General features: G+C 66.4%; 14 protein-coding genes. 9 read left to right on the top strand and 5 right to left on the bottom strand.

What is annotated here, in order from left to right:
- Positions 1 to 68: 68 nt before the first annotated feature.
- A complete protein-coding gene (locus tag AC6CHP_RS07900; RefSeq protein ID WP_498229016.1) occupies positions 69 to 1754 on the top strand; it encodes an alkaline phosphatase D family protein in 1686 nt (561 codons plus the stop codon).
- On the opposite strand, the gene AC6CHP_RS07895 is transcribed toward AC6CHP_RS07900, so the two are convergent.
- Together AC6CHP_RS07895 and AC6CHP_RS07890 are read right to left on the bottom strand one after the other, a co-directional pair.
- Entirely contained in the window at positions 1731 to 2195 is a 465-nt protein-coding gene (locus AC6CHP_RS07895) for a hypothetical protein (RefSeq protein ID WP_498229014.1), read from the bottom strand. The two genes, AC6CHP_RS07900 and AC6CHP_RS07895, sit on opposite strands and share 24 nt — an antisense overlap.
- A 22-nt stretch (positions 2196 to 2217) precedes the next feature.
- Positions 2218 to 4167: a primary-amine oxidase gene (locus tag AC6CHP_RS07890; protein WP_498229012.1), complete on the bottom strand. Its 1950-nt coding sequence runs from the start codon at positions 4165 to 4167 to the stop codon at positions 2218 to 2220.
- Between the two features lie 121 nt (positions 4168 to 4288).
- Between AC6CHP_RS07890 and AC6CHP_RS07885 the strand changes: the two genes are divergently transcribed.
- The 3 genes from AC6CHP_RS07885 to AC6CHP_RS07875 all read left to right on the top strand — a co-directional run bounded on the left by AC6CHP_RS07885 (position 4289) and on the right by AC6CHP_RS07875 (position 7077).
- A complete protein-coding gene (locus AC6CHP_RS07885; protein ID WP_498229010.1) occupies positions 4289 to 4873 on the top strand; it encodes a TetR/AcrR family transcriptional regulator in 585 nt (194 codons plus the stop codon).
- Positions 4870 to 5979 (top strand): alanine racemase, encoded by a 1110-nt coding sequence (locus AC6CHP_RS07880; protein ID WP_498229008.1) that lies wholly within the window; start codon positions 4870 to 4872, stop codon positions 5977 to 5979. The genes AC6CHP_RS07885 and AC6CHP_RS07880 overlap by 4 nt, the downstream gene beginning before the upstream one ends.
- Positions 5980 to 6108: 129 nt before the next feature.
- Positions 6109 to 7077: an AraC-like ligand-binding domain-containing protein gene (locus tag AC6CHP_RS07875; protein ID WP_498229006.1), complete on the top strand. Its 969-nt coding sequence runs from the start codon at positions 6109 to 6111 to the stop codon at positions 7075 to 7077.
- 59 nt (positions 7078 to 7136) lie between these two features.
- Here AC6CHP_RS07875 and gdhA read toward each other — a convergent pair whose 3' ends face one another.
- Positions 7137 to 8474 carry an NADP-specific glutamate dehydrogenase gene (gene gdhA, locus AC6CHP_RS07870; RefSeq protein WP_066279713.1) on the bottom strand — a complete coding sequence of 446 codons (1338 nt, stop codon included), beginning with the start codon at positions 8472 to 8474 and terminating at the stop codon, positions 7137 to 7139.
- Positions 8475 to 8676: 202 nt separating this feature from the next.
- Here gdhA and AC6CHP_RS07865 point away from each other — a divergent pair, with 202 nt between their 5' ends.
- Entirely contained in the window at positions 8677 to 9336 is a 660-nt protein-coding gene (locus AC6CHP_RS07865) for an AmiS/UreI family transporter (protein WP_188731122.1), read from the top strand.
- On the opposite strand, the gene AC6CHP_RS07860 is transcribed toward AC6CHP_RS07865, so the two are convergent.
- The gene (locus tag AC6CHP_RS07860) at positions 9329 to 10804 is read right to left on the bottom strand and encodes an APC family permease (protein ID WP_377192883.1); all 1476 of its coding nucleotides are present in this window, start codon (positions 10802 to 10804) and stop codon (positions 9329 to 9331) included. The genes AC6CHP_RS07865 and AC6CHP_RS07860 overlap by 8 nt on opposite strands.
- Before the next feature lie 268 nt (positions 10805 to 11072).
- Here AC6CHP_RS07860 and AC6CHP_RS07855 point away from each other — a divergent pair, with 268 nt between their 5' ends.
- Both AC6CHP_RS07855 and AC6CHP_RS07850 read left to right on the top strand, forming a co-directional pair.
- Positions 11073 to 12992 carry an alpha-amylase family glycosyl hydrolase gene (locus tag AC6CHP_RS07855; protein ID WP_498229003.1) on the top strand — a complete coding sequence of 640 codons (1920 nt, stop codon included), beginning with the start codon at positions 11073 to 11075 and terminating at the stop codon, positions 12990 to 12992.
- Between the two features lie 110 nt (positions 12993 to 13102).
- Positions 13103 to 13960, top strand: a complete 858-nt coding sequence (locus tag AC6CHP_RS07850) for a prephenate dehydratase (RefSeq protein ID WP_104186534.1) — start codon at positions 13103 to 13105, stop codon at positions 13958 to 13960.
- On the opposite strand, the gene AC6CHP_RS07845 is transcribed toward AC6CHP_RS07850, so the two are convergent.
- Positions 13942 to 15852 (bottom strand): FAD-binding monooxygenase, encoded by a 1911-nt coding sequence (locus AC6CHP_RS07845; RefSeq protein WP_498229001.1) that lies wholly within the window; start codon positions 15850 to 15852, stop codon positions 13942 to 13944. The two genes, AC6CHP_RS07850 and AC6CHP_RS07845, sit on opposite strands and share 19 nt — an antisense overlap.
- Positions 15853 to 16093: 241 nt before the next feature.
- Here AC6CHP_RS07845 and AC6CHP_RS07840 point away from each other — a divergent pair, with 241 nt between their 5' ends.
- On the top strand, positions 16094 to 17587 hold the full coding sequence (locus tag AC6CHP_RS07840; protein ID WP_498228999.1) for a fumarylacetoacetate hydrolase family protein: 1494 nt from the start codon (positions 16094 to 16096) through the stop codon (positions 17585 to 17587).
- Positions 17580 to 18266, top strand: a complete 687-nt coding sequence (locus AC6CHP_RS07835; RefSeq protein WP_188731112.1) for a GntR family transcriptional regulator — start codon at positions 17580 to 17582, stop codon at positions 18264 to 18266. Before AC6CHP_RS07840 ends, AC6CHP_RS07835 begins: the two co-directional genes overlap by 8 nt.
- Positions 18267 to 18301 lie beyond the last annotated feature (35 nt).

The raw sequence follows: 18301 nt of genomic DNA, 5'->3' as shown, positions 1-18301 counted from the left end.
ACGGCCCCGTTGCCCCAGCTGCGGATTTCCCCATAGCCGGAGCGGGTTCCAGCAGGTACAACTGAGAGATGACTACCCCAGAGCTGGTGCTAGGCCCCATGATGCGGTACGTGGACCAGAGCTCGGCGAGCATCTGGGTGGAAACCCGGGACAACGCCCGCGTGACGGTCAGTGCCGGGGCCGGGCAGTGGGAAGCCCGGACCTTTGCCGTCCACGGCCACCACTACGCGCTGGTGGAAGTGGACGGGCTGGAGCCCGGATCGGTAACTCCCTACACGGTGGCAGTCAACGGAGTACCGGTGTGGCCTGAGCCCGGGACGGGGTTCCTGCCGCCGGTGATCGCCACCCTCAAACCCGGCAAGCCGCTGCGCCTGGCCTTTGGTTCCTGCCGCACCAGCGTCCCGCACGACGGGTCCGGAAACCGGAGCCACGGCGTGGACGCCTTGCGGGCCTACGCCCTGGAGATGAGTTCCGGCGGCAAGGAGCCCTGGCCGGACCTGGTGGCGTTCCTCGGGGACCAGGTCTACGCCGATTCCACCAGCGAGCAGATGCAGGAATTCATCAAAGCCCGGCGGGACATCACGGAGCCTCCCGGCGAGGAACTCAAGGACTTCGAGGAATACGCGCACCTCTACAACCTGGCCTGGTCCGACCCCGCCAACCGGTGGCTGCTGTCCACCCTGCCCAGTGCCATGATCTTCGACGACCATGACATCCGTGACGACTGGAATGCGTCGCGGAGCTGGCGGGAGGCCATGGAGGACACGGACTGGTGGCACGGACGGATCGTGGCGGGCCTTGCGTCCTACTGGGTGTACCAGCACCTGGGAAACCTGTCCCCGCAGGAGCGCGCCACGGATGTGATCTGGCAGGAGATTGCCTCCCGCCGCGGGGACGGCGAACCGGACATCAGCACTGAACTGGACAGTTTCGCTGAACGGGCCGACCAGGATCCGGAAACCTACCGGTGGAGCTTCTGCCGCGACTTCGGCGACACCCGGCTGCTCGTGGTTGATTCACGGGCTGCCCGGAACCTGGACCCGGACCACCGCGCCCTGCTGGATGATGCCGAGGTGGACTGGCTGGACGCCCGGATGCGCGGCGGTTTCCGGCACCTGCTGGTGGCAACGTCCCTGCCGTTCCTCCTGCCCATGGGCCTGCACCACCTTGAGGCCTGGGACGAGGCCGTCTCCGAAGGCGCCTGGGGGAAGATTCCGGCGCGGTTCGGCGAAAAACTGCGCCAGGCTGTGGACCTGGAGCACTGGGGCGCCTTCCAGGAGAGCTTCCGGCGGGTTGCCGCGATGGCTGAGGACGTGGCCGACGGCGGCCGCGGACCTGCCCCGGACAGCATCACCTTCCTGTCCGGGGACGTGCATTTTTCCTACGTCTCCGAGGTGGAGAGGACTGCGGGCAGCCGCATCATCCAAGCCGTCTGCTCGCCCATCCGCAATCCGCTCCCGCGGGTGATGCGGTCCTTCGGCGCCGTGATGTCCTACGGCCTGGCCACGCCGATCGGAGCATTGGCCGCACGGTCAGCCAAGGTCCCGGACCCGCCGTTCCGCTGGTCCGGGATCAAGGGCCCCTGGTTCGACAACAACCTGGCCTGCCTTGAAGTGGTGCCGGAGGGGCTGAAGCTGTGGTGGCAGCGGGGCGTCGTGGAGGGAGGCGATAACCTCAACCCGCGCCTGGAACGCGTGGCGGAGATAACGGTCGCGTCCCGCAAGGCAGGGTCACCGGCCAGGGAACGGATGTAAAACCGCTGACGCAGGGCCCAACTGCCGCCGGAGCCGGGCCACGAGCGTGGCGGCGAGCAGCGCCGTCGCAAGTTCCAGGCCAATGACCACCAACAGCTGGGCAGCGCCGGTTGTGTCCGGAAGGCGCGACGCCGGCCCTCCGCCGTGGGCGTGTCCCGCACCGCCTGCTCCCAGCAGCAACACGGCATGCAGCGCGGCCATTGCAACGGCCGCCGCCGCGACCTGCTGCAGTGCGCCCACGCGGCCGTGCCGCCAGATATGGAAGGCACACGGCACGCACACGGCGGCCAGGGCAACCATCAGGACGCCAAGCCACGGGTCATGGTGGCCCGAGGCCGCCAACCACAGGTGCATCAGGCAGGAACCTGCGGTGACCGTGGCACACATCCGCCGGTGCAGGACGGGCCCTGCCTCCCGGACCCCGCCCGCCGTCGTCGCCATGTCCCGAATCCCGTGGCCGGTCCTAGTGGCAGCCACCAGCGCCTGCATCACTGTGGCAGGCCGAGGCCGGCTGGTTCGGGTTGGCCGGAACGTCCAGGACGGGGCTGCGGTCGAAGAAGCCCTCGGGACGGAGCTTGAAGCCTACGGTGTCCACCGGCATGATGGGCCAGTCCTCAACACGCGGGAAGTGCGTCAGCCCAAAGGTGTGCCACACCACGATGTCCTGGCCGTCGATGTCCCGGTCCTGCGCGACGTATTCGGGCAGGCCTGCTCCCCCGGAGTGCTGGTTCACGAAATCGCCCGTCGGGTAGCGCTCCTCCTCCGCGTAACGGGTGACCCACAGGTCCTTGGTGGCGAAAGCGGCGCGGCGGGCGATGGAGGAGTCCGGATCGGCCAGCAGCGTGGGCTGGTTGTGCGAGTGGAGCTTGTAGCCCACCGGCTCACCCAGCCGGTTGCGGGACTCGGGGTTGGAGATGATCCAGGTCCGGCCGGCGCGTGCGTCGGCCTCCCGGACGGCCTCCGATTCACGGGCCAGGACGGTGCGCTTGCGGGAGAAGGCATTGCCGCGCTCATTGCCCGGCCCCATGGCCTGGCGGACCACGTCCTCTTCCTCCACCCGGTTGGTAAAGCCGTCGATGGCCATGTCCAGCCGGGCACTGAAGAGGTGCTGGTGGAACGGAGCGCCCAAGCCCGGTGCCAGTTGGGAGATGTTGGCGGAACCGCCATCCGGGAACGCGGAGGTGAACACAACGCCGGTGGCCTTAGCCTCGAATTCGATGGTGCCGTCCAGGTAGAGGTACCAGTAGAAGCCGTAATCGTAGTTGCCGATGGTGGTGAAGAAGGAGATCACCAGGCGCCGGTTCCGGCGGGTGTAGTTCACCCCGCTCCAGAGGTCGGAGTGCTTGGACAGGATGCCCCAGTCCTCCTCGTGCATGCAGATGCCATTACGGATCTCGCGGGGGTTGCCGAAGGCGTCCGAGATGACCGGGCTCAGGTAGGTGATGTCCCCCAGGCAGTCACAGCCCAGCTCCAGAGAGTTGGCGTACTGGCCCACCAGATACTCACCCGTGTCAAAGTAGTTCTGCCAGGACCGGATGGGGGACGGATCGCCGTAAGGGACCACCATCTCGGCAATGGAAGCACGGTTGATGATAGGCCGGAGGCGCTCTCCGTCCTGGAAGGAGAGGTTGTGCAGGACCACGCCTTCACGGACATCGAAGCCGACGTCCACGCTCCATTTCTCCCATTCCACGTGGTTGCCGCCGGTGACGGTAAAGCTGGGGCCTTCCGGCTGGGTGATGCTGATGGGCTTCTGGGTGGTCCGCAGCGGTCCGGTCAGTTCCGGGTCCGTGTAGTTGCCATGCTCTGCGGGCACCGGCATGGCGCCGAGGTCGATGACCTGGGTGACTTCCTTGTTGACCACGTCCACGTACGCCACCAGCCCGTCCACCGGGTGCGCCCAGGCGCTGTCCTCCGGGAACTCCTGGACGAACGCCAGGCCACGAAGGATGCGCCGGCCCTTCTCCTCGGTGTACTCGAAGACTCCAGCCGAGAGCGGCGCCACGCGGACTTTGTCGACCTCAAGGCCCCTTGCGGCAAGGGCCGCCAGCCAGCGCTCATCGGTGGCCAACAGGGACTCCACCACCTCAAACTCCTCCTCCAGCACCGGGAGCTCACCGGTGACCGCGGTGTCGAGTTCGACGTCGGACACCACCTTTCCGTCGGTGGCGGAGACGATCACGTCGCGGGGTGCACCGCCGGAGACGTCGTGGATGAAGACCCGGAAGCGCCGGTCAACCTGCCCTTCCGTCCCGGCTGCAGCCACCCGCGGTGGCTCCAGGAGACCGAGGTAGGCGATGCGGTGCTGCGGACCCAGGTGGCCCCCGGAGGAGAGGACGGACCGGACCTCGAGGATCTCGTCGCCGGTGGCCAGGCGGAAGGGGGACGCGATGTCAGTTGGAGCGAGTGTCATGGTGAACCTTTGTCCGGACCGTTTCGGGTCGGTGGTTTTATTTTCTATAGTTGTAGAGAATAAACCTCCGTAACATGGCTCACAAGAGTCTGAGCAGAATATTTCCCGGGAGTGGCCTGCGGTGCCGAAGATAGTTGACCATGACGAGCGCCGCCTGGAACTGGTGGATGCCACCTGGCGCATCATCGCCCGGCAGGGCCTGGAAGGGGCCACCATGCGCGAGATCGCGATGGAGGCGGGCTTCGCCAATGGAGCACTCAAACCCTACTTCCCCACCAAGGACACACTCCTGGAATTCGCCTTCGGCCACGTGTTCAACCGCACCAACCAGCGGATCGCCGAGGTCACCCGCGGCAAGTCCGGCCTGGCTGCCCTGCGCGCCTTCTGCCGTGAGGTCCTCCCGCTGGATGAAGAGCGCGTCAACGAAGCGCGGATCGTTATCCCGTTCTGGCAAAAGGCGGTCAACGACCCACAGAAGGCCGCGATCCACCAGCAGTCCATGAACGAGTGGGCAACCACCATCCGGCGCTTCCTGGCCGAGGCGCGGGACAACGGCGACATCCACGCCGCCGTCGACGATCCCATCCTGGCCGGCCAACTCCTGAACATGCTGCTCGGCGCGCAGATCGAGGCGGCCCTGGCGCCGGAGGGCGGCAGGGACTTCGGACATGCCGCACAGCTCGAAGGCTACCTGGCCCTGCTGTGACCAGACCTCCTGGCATCCCCGCCGCGATTGACACGCCGGACATCCTGATCGACCTCGACATCCTCGAGCGGAACATCGCCCGGATGGCGGAAACCGTCCGGGCAAAAGGCCTTATCCTTCGCCCGCATGCCAAGACGCACAAGATCCCCGAGATCGCTGCGCTCCAGCTGGAGGCCGGGGCCGTGGGACTCACGGTTGCAACGATCGGCGAGGCGGAACTCTTCGCAGCCGCCGGGGTGAAGGATCTCTTCATCGCCTACCCCTTGTGGACTTCAGCCCGGAAGGCCGAACGGCTGCGGCGCCTGGCAGGCACGGCAACGGTGGCCGTAGGGGTGGACTCCCCTGAAGGCGCGGCGAGGCTCGGGGCAGGCCTGGGTCCGGTGGCGTCAAGAGTGGGTGTGCTGGTCGAGATCGACTGCGGCCACCACCGCAGCGGTGTCCACCCGGGCGCGGCTGCGGACGTGGCACAAGCAGCGTCCGACGCCGGCCTGGAGGTGGCCGGGATCTTCACCTTTCCCGGCCACAGCTACGCCCCGGGAATGCCGGCGGAAGCAGCAGCGCAGGAGCAGGAAGCCCTGCGGGCGGCCGCGGAATCGCTTGCCGCAGCCGGATTCGAGGCCACCGTCCGGAGCGGAGGCTCCACGCCAACAGCGCTCTTGACCGACGGCCCGGTGGCTACCGAGGTGCGCCCTGGCGTCTACGTGTTCGGTGACGCCCAGCAGCTTGAGCTCGGCAGGTGTGAACCGGAGGAGATAGCGCTGACCGTGGCGGCAACCGTGGTAAGCCACCATGAGGCCAGGTCCGGCATGCCGGAAAGCTTCATTGTCGACGCCGGAAGCAAGATCCTGGGCAGTGACCGGCCGGCCTGGGCCAGCGGCTTTGGCCGCCTGATGGATTACCCCGCAGCCCGCATCACCGCCCTCTCGGAGCACCATGCCACGGTCGAATGGCATGGCCCCGGAAGAATGCCCGCACTGGGCGCCCGCCTGCGCGTCGTCCCGAACCACGTCTGCCTGGCCATCAACCTCGTGGACAGCGCCGCCGTCATCAGTGCCGGAGAAATTAAGGGCCGCTGGACAGTGGCGGCCCGCGGGAAGAACGCCTAGCGCCCGGGGAAAGTCTTTTTTCGCCGACTGTTGAAAAAAGAAACGGACGGCCCTAACCTGAAGGGACTGTGTTGCAGGACACAGCTCCCGGGGGGAACGTCAGATGGCCATCCGTCGTCAGGAACATCCATGCCAGCAACAGCAAATACCGCGGCCCGCCCCGCACACCAAAACCTCACGTCCAGCGCCGCCACCTCCTTTGACCACTGGAAGCACCTGGTGGCCGAGTCCTTCGTGCCGCTCGCCGCGCAGACAGCGGACGTGGACGGTTTCCGCGGGCAGATGCGCTCGCGGGTGCTGGACCGGATGTCCATCGTTGAGGTCACCGCCACGTCCCACGAGGTGCACCGCACGCCGGCCCTGATTGCCCGGGCCCATGAGCGCTATTTCAAGCTCAACCTGCAACTGGAGGGCACCGGCCTGCTCGTCCAGGACAACCGCGAGGCCGTGCTCCGGCCCGGCGACCTGGCCATCTACGACACCAACCGCCCCTACACGCTGACGTTCGAGGAGCAGGCGCGGATGATGGTGGTAATGTTCCCCTGCGATGCACTGTCCCTGCCCGCCGATTATGTGGGCCAGCTGGCAGCCGTGCGGATGGCGGGCAGCACCGGCCTCAGCGGAATCGTGGGGCAGTTCATCCGCCAGCTCTCAGAGAACCTGGACGTCCTCAGCGGGCCCAGCGGTTCGAGGCTGGCAGCCAACGCCCTGGACCTGGTGTCCACCATGCTCCACGCCGAGATGGACATCGCGCCGGACCGGATGAAGCCGCAGGCACTCCTGGCAGTTTCGATCCGGGAGTACATCGACGCCAACCTGTCCGATCCCCTGCTGTCGCCGGCCACCATCGCCGCGGCACACTTCATCTCCACCCGGCACCTGCACAACGTCTTCCATGAATCCGGGACAACTGTGGCCAGCTGGATCCGGAGCCAGCGCCTGGAAGGTGCCGGGCGCGATCTCCGCGACCCGCTGCATGCCGGGAAGTCCGTGGGTGCCGTCGCGGCGCGCTGGGGATTCCTGGATGCCGCGCACTTCAGCCGCACCTTCCGGGACGCTTTTGGCGTCCCGCCGAGCGACTGGCGGCGGGGTGGGTAGCGCCCCTCACTGCGTCCCGGGCCATCCAACGCCTGGAGGAACGACGACGGCGGGTGGCGCTAGATGAGCCCCTGGGCGAGCATCGCGTCGGCCACCTTCACGAAACCGCCGATGTTGGCGCCCAGGACGTAGTTGCCCGGGTCCCCGTACTCGTCAGCAGTTGACGCGCACCGGTGGTGGATGCCCACCATGATCTCGGTCAGCCGCTCTTCCGTGTGCTCGAAGGTCCAGGAATCGCGGCTGGCATTCTGCTGCATCTCAAGCGCGGACGTGGCAACACCGCCGGCATTGGCGGCCTTGCCCGGGCCGAACAGGACGCCGGCTTCCTGGAAAACGGCGACGGCCTCGCGGGTGGACGGCATGTTGGCGCCCTCGCCGACGGCAAGGAGCCCGCCGCGCACCAACCCGGCGGCAGCAGCGCCGTCGAGCTCGTTCTGCGTGGCGCACGGCAGCGCCACGGAGGCGTCCACGTCCCAGACGGAGCCGCCCTCAACGTAGGAGACGCCGGAACGGCGCTCGGCGTAGTCCTTGAGGCGGCCGCGTTCCACTTCCTTGACTTCACGAAGAAGCGCGACGTCGATGCCCGCCTCATCCACCACGTAGCCGGAGGAATCGGAACAGGCCACCACGGTGGCGCCCAGGTCCTGGGCTTTGGCGATGGCATTGATGGCCACATTTCCGGAGCCGGAAACCACCACGCGCTGGCCGTCAAAGGATGCCCCACGGGTCTTCAGCATTTCCTGGGTGAAGATCACAGTTCCGAAGCCGGTAGCCTCGGGCCGGACCAGGGAGCCGCCCCACGAGATGCCCTTGCCCGTGAGGACGCCTGATTCGTAGCGGTTGGTGATGCGCTTGTACTGGCCGAAGAGGTAGCCGATCTCCCGCCCGCCCACGCCGATGTCGCCGGCCGGGACGTCGGTGTATTCGCCGATGTGCCGGTACAGCTCGGTCATGAAGGACTGGCAGAAGCGCATGACTTCTCCGTCGCTGCGGCCGCGGGGGTCGAAGTCGGAGCCGCCTTTGCCGCCGCCGATGGGCATGCCGGTGAGGGCGTTCTTGAAGATCTGTTCGAAGCCCAGGAACTTGACGATGCCCAGGTAGACGGAGGGGTGGAACCGCAGGCCGCCCTTGTAGGGGCCCAGCGCCGAGTTGAATTCCACCCGGAAGCCGCGGTTGATCTGTACACGTCCGGCATCATCGGTCCAGGGCACGCGGAAGATGATTTGCCGCTCGGGCTCGCAGAGCCGCTCCAGGATGGCGGCTTCGAGGAATTCGGGGTGCCTGTCATGGACGGGCCCGAGGCTCTCGAAGACTTCCACCACCGCCTGGTGGAACTCCGCTTCGCCCGGATTCCTCGCCAGGACAGTATCCCTGATGGCTTCCAGCCGTGAATCCATGTGTCTCCCTCACCTCTGCGTGAACGTGGAACGGCCGACAGCGATCCCGGACGCGCCTATAGTTGAGATTTCAACTTTATCCGATTATGACCGCGCGCCCCCAAGCAGCCTGCCGGACATCCTCTATTATCCGTATTGTGACAGATATATTCCACATAACGAAAATAGGGCGCAGTTCGGCCTGCATACTCGAGGCCGCCTGATGGCGCACATCTGCCTGCTGCTGTCCGGGGCGGCCCTGCTCCTCAACGGGCTGGCCATGCTCGGATTCCTGCCCCGCCGGGACGCAGCCGTATTCAGCCTGGTGGTGGGATCCGTCCAGCTGGCGCTCGGCGTGGGCTACGTTGCGACGGCTGGAGCGGGCGCAACGCCGCTGCTGACTGCTGCGGGAATGTTCCTGTTCGGCCTGACGTACCTCTATGTGGGGCTGGACGTCCTGCTGCGCCTCGGTTCGCGGGGACTGGGATGGTTCTGCGGCATGGTGGGAGGTTGTGGCCTGCTTCTTGCCACGGCCTGGCTGGGAACAGATCCCCTGCTGGCGGTCCTATGGTTGTGCTGGTCGGCCCTGTGGGGACTGTTCTTTGCGTCCATGGCAGCGGGCCTGGGCCGCCTTGACCCCTTCATCGGCTGGGCGCTTGTGCTGACGAGCCAGGTCACAGCCACCCTCCCCGCTTTCCTCGGCCTGGCGGGGATGTGGCCGCGTGAGCCTGTCGTGGCGGGGCTGGCAGCAGCTTTCCTGGCCGCGCTTTTTGTCCTGGCAGGCTTCCTGGCGCGCGTGCCGGCCCGGCGCAGAGTTGCTCCTCGCCGGGCCGGTACAGGGCACGTTGCCGTTTCTGCCGGCTCCAAAGCGCCCGTTAGTTGACTGTATGGCCGAGGCTCTCCGCCTTGTGCCGGCGCTGCACCCGGGCCTCCACCAGCACTCCGGCCGCAAACACAACGGGTACAGCCACCAGGAGTGCCGCTGCCGTCCCGGCGCTGCCGCCGATCAATGCCGTGAAGTTGCTGACCACCAGGAACAGGATGCCTCCCAGCAACAGGGCCGCGAGCGCCGGTGCGATCAGCGTCTGCCACAGCTGGGCGTCATCCCGCTCCCGGCGGAAGTACCCGACGACGGCGATGGAGCAGAGTATGTACAGCACCAGGAGTGCCGCTACAGCCAGTCCGCTGAACCAGGAGAAGAGGGTTAGTACGGGATCCAGGGCGAGGACGGCGAACGGGACCATGAGGACGACGGCGGCAGCCGTCTGGATCCAGGCGGCCACGGCCGGAGCACGGTGGCGGTTGGTCCGGGCCAGGATGGCGGGCATGGAACCGCGCAGGGCCAGGGAGTGCAGGTAGCGGTTGATGCCGTTATGGAAGGCGATGATGCCTGCAAGCAGTGACGTCACCAGCAGGACGCCGGTCACCACGCCCGCCCAGGGACCGAACAACTCCACCATCGGCCCCAGGACGAAGGAGGTGGAGTCGCCGGATTCAAGGGCCGCCCCTGCCGCATCCATGACCCGGGACGGACCATAGTAGCTGACCAGCATCCAGGAGATGAAGGAGAAGAAGACGGCGATGACGCCAACGGACAGGTAGGTTGCCCGCGCCACGGTGCGGGCAGGGTCCTTGGCCTCCGCCGAATAGATGGCCGTCGACTCGAAGCCGAACATGGATGCGACCGCGAACATGATGGCCACCCCGGGGGCGCCGGCGGCGATGGCCTCCGGAGAGAAGGATGCTGCCAGACTGATGCCTTCCGGCCCGCCGCCGCTGAACAGCACGGCGAAGCCGAACAGCAGCAGCACGGCCACCTCCAGGCCCACCAGCACTGCCAGGACGCGGGCGCCGAGTTCGATGTTCAGGGAGCCGAGCACCTGGACACCGGCCACGGTTGCCAGCGCCAGGAGCCACCAGGGCACCTGGAGGCCCATCGAACCCAGAAGGCCGGAGAATGCAGCGCCGTACAGGCCGTACATCGCAGCCTGGATGGTGTTGTAGGCCAGCAGCGCCAGCCAGGCGGCGCCTGTTCCAGTCTTCCTGCCGAAAGCGGCGGTGATGTAGGCGTAGAAGGCGCCGTTTGCCTGGATCCTGCGGCTCATGGCCACGAAGCCCACCGCAAAGATGGCAATGACGATGCCGACGATCAGGTAGGCCCCGGGTGCACCGGCACCGTTGCCCAGGGCTGCGGCGAGTGGTGAAGCTCCCACGATGCCGGTCAGGGGCGCCTGGGCGGAGAGGACAAAGAAGAGGATGCCCAGGACGCCGATGCTCCCGGCGCGAAGGGCTGTGGAATGCTCCTTGGCCGGAGCGTCGGTGGTCCGGGACTCGGAATTCGAAATACTCATTGGGTCCTTCTTAATGGTCATGAGCGTGGGGACGAGCTGTGGAATCCAGCGTGGCAGCGGGCGGCTGCAGCGCGTTGTCCGTCAGCGATCAGTTCTTGTCCGTCAGCGCAGTGCCGTCCGCGCAGTCCCATCAGCGCAGTGCCGTTCGGGACTGACCTCAGGAAGCCGCACCCCGCCGTCGGGCGTTTCCCCAGGCGTGTGACATGGGATACTGCCGTAACAACTTTCCTGCCGGAAACGCCGGCGGAAGCCGGAAGGGGCCGTGGGCATGCAGGAATCCGTCAGGGTGGACGAAACGGCGCTGGAGCACGTGCTGGACGCGCTGTCACGCGAACGGAGCATTGGACTCCGCCCTGATCCGGCATTCGACCGGCGCCTGGAGCAACACTTCCCGGACCTGTACCGCCTGTTCCGGTCCCTGTACGAAACCCGGCAGGACTGGCTGGACCAGCTCATTGCCCTGGTGGTGGAGAGCGCCCGCTCGTGGCAGGAGCGCCCCGCCGACCTGAAGGCCCTGGACGCCCGGCGGGAAGCAGACAGCGGCTGGTTCCTGTCCAACACCATGCTGGGCGGCGTCTGCTACGTGGACCGGTACGCGGACAACCTGGACGGGCTCCGCAAGCACATCCCGTACTTCAAGGAACTGGGCCTGACCTACCTGCACCTCATGCCGCTGTTCCTCGCTCCGGAGCCACACTCCGACGGCGGCTACGCGGTATCGAGCTACCGCCAGGTCAACCCGAAGCTGGGCACCATGGAACAGCTCCGCGACCTTGCCGCAGAGTTCCGCGGCCACGGCATCAGCCTGGTGGTGGACTTCATCTTCAACCACACCTCCGACGAGCACGAGTGGGCCCGGAGGGCAGCTGCCGGCGACCCGAAGTACAGCGACTACTACTGGATGTACCCGGACCGGGCCATGCCGGACGCCTTCGAGCGGAACGTGCGCGAGATCTTCCCGGAGAACCACCCTGGGTCCTTCGTCCACATGGAGGACGGCCGATGGGTGTGGGCCACCTTCCACACGTACCAGTGGGACCTCAACTACTCCAACCCGGACGTATTCCGGGCGATGGCCGGAGAGATGCTGTTCCTGGCCAACCAGGGCGTGGACATCCTGCGGATGGATGCGGTGGCGTTCATCTGGAAGCAGCTGGGCACCCCGTGCGAGAACCTGCCCGAGGCCCACATCCTCCTGCAGGCCTTCAACGCCGTGTGCCGATTGGCCGCCCCCTCGCTGCTGTTCAAGTCCGAGGCAATCGTGCACCCGGACGAGGTAGCGCTCTACATCGACCCCGCCGAATGCCAGCTCTCCTACAACCCGCTGCAGATGGCGCTCATCTGGGAATCCCTGGCCACCCGGGACGTCTCGCTCCTGGCCCAGGCACTGGAGCGGCGGCACAACATCCCGGACGGCACCTCCTGGGTGAACTACGTGCGCAGCCACGACGACATCGGCTGGACGTTCGCCGACGAGGACGCAGCAGAGCTCGGAATCAACGGCTTCGACCACCGCCGCTTCCTGAACTCCTTCTATGTCAACCGCTTCCCCGGCAGCTTCGCCCGCGGCGTGCCGTTCCAGGACAACCCCAAGACCGGTGACTGCCGCATTTCGGGCACGACGGCGTCGCTGTGCGGCATGGAGGTGGACCCGGCTGAGGCGGTGGAGCGGATCCTCCTGTCCCACTCGGTTGCCTTCAGCACCGGCGGCGTCCCCCTGCTGTACCTCGGCGACGAAGTGGGGCAGCTTAACGACTACGGCTACGCGAAGGAGGAAGGGCACGACGCCGACAGCCGCTGGGTGCACCGGCCCCACTATCCGGAGGAACAGTACGCCCGCCGGCACGATGCTTCCACGCCGGAAGGCGCGGTCTACGCGGGCCTGAAGCGGATGATCGAGGTCCGCGGCGCTGCTCCTGAACTTGCGGGAACAACGCTCCTCGATTTCGACACCCACAACAGGGGCGTCCTGGCCTACCAGCGGCCGGCAAGTGCGTCCGACGGCGGGGAGACGAGAATCCTGGTCCTCGCGAATTTCAGCGACGAACCCCAGTCCCTGCCCGCCGAAACCTTCTCCGGTTTCTCAGGCGCCGCCGTCGACCTCCTCTCCGAAGCCGCACTGCAGCTGGGCGAGGGCGTCACGCTCCTCCCCCGCCAGTACGCCTGGCTGCGCGTCACTCCGGTCTAGTCCCGTCCTTCCCCAACTGGGTAGCAGCAGATGTCCTTTTGGGCCCCCAAACCGACATCTGCTGCGACCCAGTTGGGCCTGCGGGCTCGGTCCGTGAAACCATACGGACCATGGCCCAGAAGATTGCGTACCAGGGTGAGCCCGGCGCCAACTCCAATATCGCGTGCAAGCAGATGTTCCCGGACATGGAAAGCGTGCCCTGCGCCAGCTTCGAGGACGCCTTCGAACTGGTGTCCAGCGGCGAGGCGGAGCTGGCCATGATTCCCATCGAGAACTCCATTGCCGGCCGGGTGGCGGACATCCACATCCTGCTGCCGCAGTCCAACCTGCAGATCGTGGGTGAGTTCTTCCTGCCCATCCACTTCGACCTGCTGGGCATCCCGGGCAGCACCATTGAGGACGCAACCGAGGTGCACAGCCACATCCACGCCTTGGGCCAGTGCCGGAAGCTCATCCGCGAGCACGGCCTCAAGCCAGTCATCGCCGGTGACACTGCAGGCTCCGCCCGGGAGGTCAGCGAGTGGAACGATCCGCGCAAGCTGTCCCTGGCACCGCCGCTGGCCGCGCAGATCTACGGCCTGGACGTCCTGGCCTCACGGGTTGAGGATGACCCTTCCAACACCACCCGCTTCGTGGTCCTGGCCCGGGAAAAGGAGCTGCCGGCCCGGGATGAGCTTTCCGGACCGGCAGTGACCAGCTTTGTGTTCCGCGTCCGTAACGTCCCCTCAGCGCTGTACAAGGCACTGGGCGGCTTCGCGACGAACGGGGTGAACATGACGCGGCTGGAAAGCTACATGGTGGGCAACGAGTTTGCAGCCACCATGTTCATGGCCGACGTCGAGGGCCACCCCGAGGACCTGCCGCTGAAGCTGGCCCTCGAGGAGCTGGACTTTTTCACCACTGAGGTGCGGATCCTGGGCGTTTACGCTGCCGCGGAATACCGGACGGGTCAGACAGTCAGCGGCTGACCGGCGTTGTGCCGGCCCGGCAGCAGCGGAGCAAAGAATGCGCCCAGCTCCGCCGTTGCCGTGAGCGGCAGGACGTTCGCCACGTACTGGTCCGGCCGCACCGCCACCACGACGCCGCCGCGGTCCAGGCCGCGGAGCTCGAAAATGTCCGCTTTGGGGTCTGTGCCGTAGACCTTCTCGTAGTCGGTCAGCCTGAACGGGCCCACCTGCGGCTTGAAGACCGCCGGCACCGCGTTAATGTCAAGCTCCGTGTGGGGCTGCTGGTAGATGACCTTAACGTCGAACCAGGCATCGGGATCAGCGTCCGACGGCGTTGCCGCCAGCGGTGATTCGGCCGCCTCCGCCAGCCACTGGGCCAGCTTGTCCGTGGCAGAGCCGGTGCCCGGAAGGGCGGCATCGGCGAACACGTAGATCCGCCAGCGCCCGTCTGCTGTGGCGTGGTGGCCCAGATGCATGGGATTGGTGTCGCCTACCCGCACCACGGGCGCTGACTTGAACCGCTTGCCCACCGGGAAGCCGGCGGCAAGGGCCTGGTGGACTGCCGGTGCCACCAGCATGGACGGCGCGTACTCGGTCATGAAACCGGCCGGGAACTCGGCAGTGCGGACATAGAAGTCCTCAAGGTCCGAGGGGTTCTCGAACTCCTCGGGCTTCTTGGCCATCATGGTGGACCATTCCTTGTCGAAGTCGATCAGGTTCTTGGCCACCACCTGGCGCTCCTCCGAGTAGGTGGAGAGCAGGCTTTCCGGGCTGCGGCCTTCCAGCACGTGCCCCAGCTTCCAGGCCAGGTTGAAACCGTCCTGCATGGACACGTTCATGCCCTGGCCCGCTTTGGCACTGTGCGTATGGCACGCGTCGCCGGTGATGAACACCCGTGGGGTCCGTGTGCCGCGGTCCTCCGGCAGGACGTCGTCGAACCTGTCCGTGAGCCGGTGCCCCACTTCGTAGACGCTGTGCCACGCCACGTTGCGCACGTCGAGGGTGTAGGGATGGAGGATCTCGTTGGCCTTGGCGATGATCTGCTCGATGGTTGTACTGCGCACGGCGTGATGGGTAGCCGGATCCACCTCACCCAGGTCCACATACATGCGGAACAAGTACCCGCCCTCGCGCGGGATCAGCAGGATGCTGCCTTTTTCGCCCTGGATGGCGCACTTGGTGCGGATGTCGGGGAAGTCGGTCACGGCGAGGGTGTCCATCACGCCCCAGGCATGGTTGGCCTGGTCCCCGGCGAGGGTGCAGCCAATCGCTGCGCGCACTTTGCTCCGGGCACCGTCGGCACCAATAACGTACTTCGCCCGGACAATGCGCTCCTGGCCCTCGTTCGGGCCGTCGGTATGCAGCAGCGTTACGCTGACGGGATATTCGTCCCCGTCCGTGATGCTGAGGGACTGGAAATCGTAGCCGTAGTCGGGCGTCATGCGGGTGGGTGCGTTGGCCATGTACTCGGCGAAGTAGTCCAGCACACGGGCCTGGTTGACGATGAGGTGCGGGAACTCGCTGATGCCCATCTCGTCGTCGACGGCGCGGGCGGCCCGGACGATGTTGGCGCGGTTCGCGGGGTCCGGCTTCCAGAACGCCATCTCGGTGATGCGGTATGCCTCGGCAATGATCCGCTCAGCGAAGCCGAAGGCCTGGAAGGTCTCGACGCTGCGCGCCTGGATGCCGTCAGCCTGGCCGATGGCGAGGCGGCCCGGACGGCGCTCAATGATCCGGGTGGTGATGTTCGGGAAGCGGGACAGCTGCGCTGCCGCGAGCATTCCAGCAGGCCCGGTGCCAACGATCAGCACGTCGACTTCCTCCGGAAGCTCCTGGGGCCGGTTCAGGCCAACGCCGGCGGCGGGCAGGACTCGCGGGTCACCGGATACGTAACCGTGGTGGTGGAATTGCACGGGATTTCCTCACTTCGTTGTGGTGGATTATCGCTACTTCGCAGCAGTTGCCTGCCTCTCAAGTTGGTGTTCTATATAAGAACACCCCATTCGATAATCGAAAACTTGAACTTTGGCTTCCACTGTACGCCGGTTGTGATCCAGGCGACAAGTGCCATATTCCCGAAAGCACAACGCCTGATTTGGGGGTTGACGATCCACTCTCGAGGGACGATAGTGATCGTATACGATTTCGTACCTGATGAGGGAGACAGTTTTGGAGCACGTCAACGGCGACACCCTGGCAGCAGCACGGAAGGTGGTCGCGGTGCACATCAACTACCCCAGCCGTGCCGCCCAGCGCGGCCGGACTCCCGCCCAGCCGTCGTACTTCCTCAAGCCCTCCAGCTCCCTGGCCCTGAGCGGCAGCACGGTGGAGCGGCCTGCAGGCTGTGAACTGCTCGGCTATGAAGGCGAGATCGCCTTGGTTATCGGCAAGTCTGCCCGCCGGGTGGGCATCGATGACGCCTGGAGCCACGTTGCCGCCGTGACCGCCAGCAACGACCTCGGCGTCTACGACCTCCGCTACGCGGACAAGGGCTCCAACCTCCGGTCCAAGGGCGGCGACGGTTTCACCCCGGTAGGCCCGGGACTTATCCCGGCAGACGCCGTCGACCCCGCCAACCTGCGCATCCGCACCTGGCACAACGGCGAGCTGGTCCAGGACGACACCACCGGGGACCTGCTCTTCCCGTTCGCCCGGCTGGTGGCCGATCTCTCCCAGCTGCTCACCCTCGAAGAGGGGGACATCATCCTCACCGGCACCCCGGCCGGCGCCTCCGTGGCCAAGCCTGGGGACGTCCTGGAAGTTGAAGTTTCCGCCGGTGGCCTCACCACCGGCCGGCTGGTCACCAGGGTGGAAGCGGGCACGACGCCGTTCGCCGATTTTGGTGCCGGACCCAAGGTTGATGACCTGCAGCGGGAGGAAGCGTACGGTTCGCGCGCAGCGGCGGGGCTGCCGGCGGGGGCAGGCGTCCTCACTCCGGAGCTGAAAGCGAAGCTGGAGTCCGTCGCCACGGCCACCCTGTCCTCGCAGCTGCGAAAGCGCGGCCTCAACAACGTGAGCATCGACGGCCTGCAGGCCACCCGGCCGGACCGCCGCGTGGTGGGACTGGCCCGGACCCTGCGTTACGTTCCCAACCGTGAGGACCTCTTCACGACCCACGGCGGCGGCTTCAACGCCCAGAAACGCGCCATCGATTCCGTGAATGAGGGCGAGATCCTGGTGATGGAGGCCCGCGGCGAGAAGGGCACCGGAACCGTCGGCGACATCCTGGCCCTGCGCGCCCAAGTGCGCGGCGCCGCGGCAATCATTACCGACGGCGGCGTCCGCGACTACACCGCCGTGGCCGGCCTGGAGATGCCCACGTACTTTGCCAACCCGCATCCTGCCGTGCTGGGCCGCCGCCACATCCCGTGGGACACGGATATCACCATCGCCTGCGGCGGCGCCACAGTGCAGCCCGGCGACATCATCGTGGCCGATTCCGACGGCATCCTGGTGGTCCCGCCGTCCATCGCCGAAGAACTCGTGGATGATTGCATCGCCCAGGAGCAGGAGGAAACCTTCATCTTCGAGATGGTCAAGCAGGGCAACAGCGTGGACGGCCTCTACCCGATGAACGCCGCCTGGCAGGCACGGTACAAGGAATGGAAGGCCGGCAACATGGCACCGGTTGGCAGCGCCGATGACTGAAACAACCTTCACCGACCTCCCCGTCGCGGCCCCGGCCGGCAGCAAGTCCGAACAGGCGTACCGGGCAGTCAAGGCCCGCATCGTAGAGGGCACCTACACCCCCGGATACCGCCTGGTCCTCGGCTCTATCGCCAAGGACCTTGGATTCAGCGTGGTTCCGGTCAGGGAAGCGATCCGCCGGCTCGAGGCAGAGGGCCTGGTGACCTTCGAACGCAACGTGGGCGCCACCGTGGCCGGAATCGATCCGACGGAATACCTCTACACCATGCAGACCCTGAGCATCGTGGAAGGTGCCGCCACAGCGCTGTCCGCGCCGCTGGTTGATTCCGTGGCAATTGCCCGGGCCCGTGCGGTGAACGAGGACATGCGCGAATGCCTGGACCACTTCGACCCCGTCCGGTTCACGCAGCTTAACCAGGACTTCCACAGCATCCTGTTCGAGCACTGCCCCAACCCCCACATCCTGGACCTGGTGCACCGCGGCTGGAACCGGCTGGCGTCGCTGCGGTCCTCCACCTTCCGCTTCGTCCCGGGCCGCGCCCGCAATTCCGTAGACGAACACGAGGCACTCCTGAAGCTCATCGAGTCCGGCGCCGACGCCGAGGACATCGAGAAAGCCGCCCGGCTCCACCGCTCCGCCACCCTGGACGCCTACCTCGCCCAGGCGAAAACCATCTGACCCCCCCGATCCCTTCAGAAGCAGTAAGGAAACAA

The organism is Pseudarthrobacter sp. GQ63, assembly GCF_059758765.1.
The sequence above is the reverse complement of the archived record's forward strand: the minus strand, read 5'-3'. Positions and strand labels throughout refer to the sequence as shown.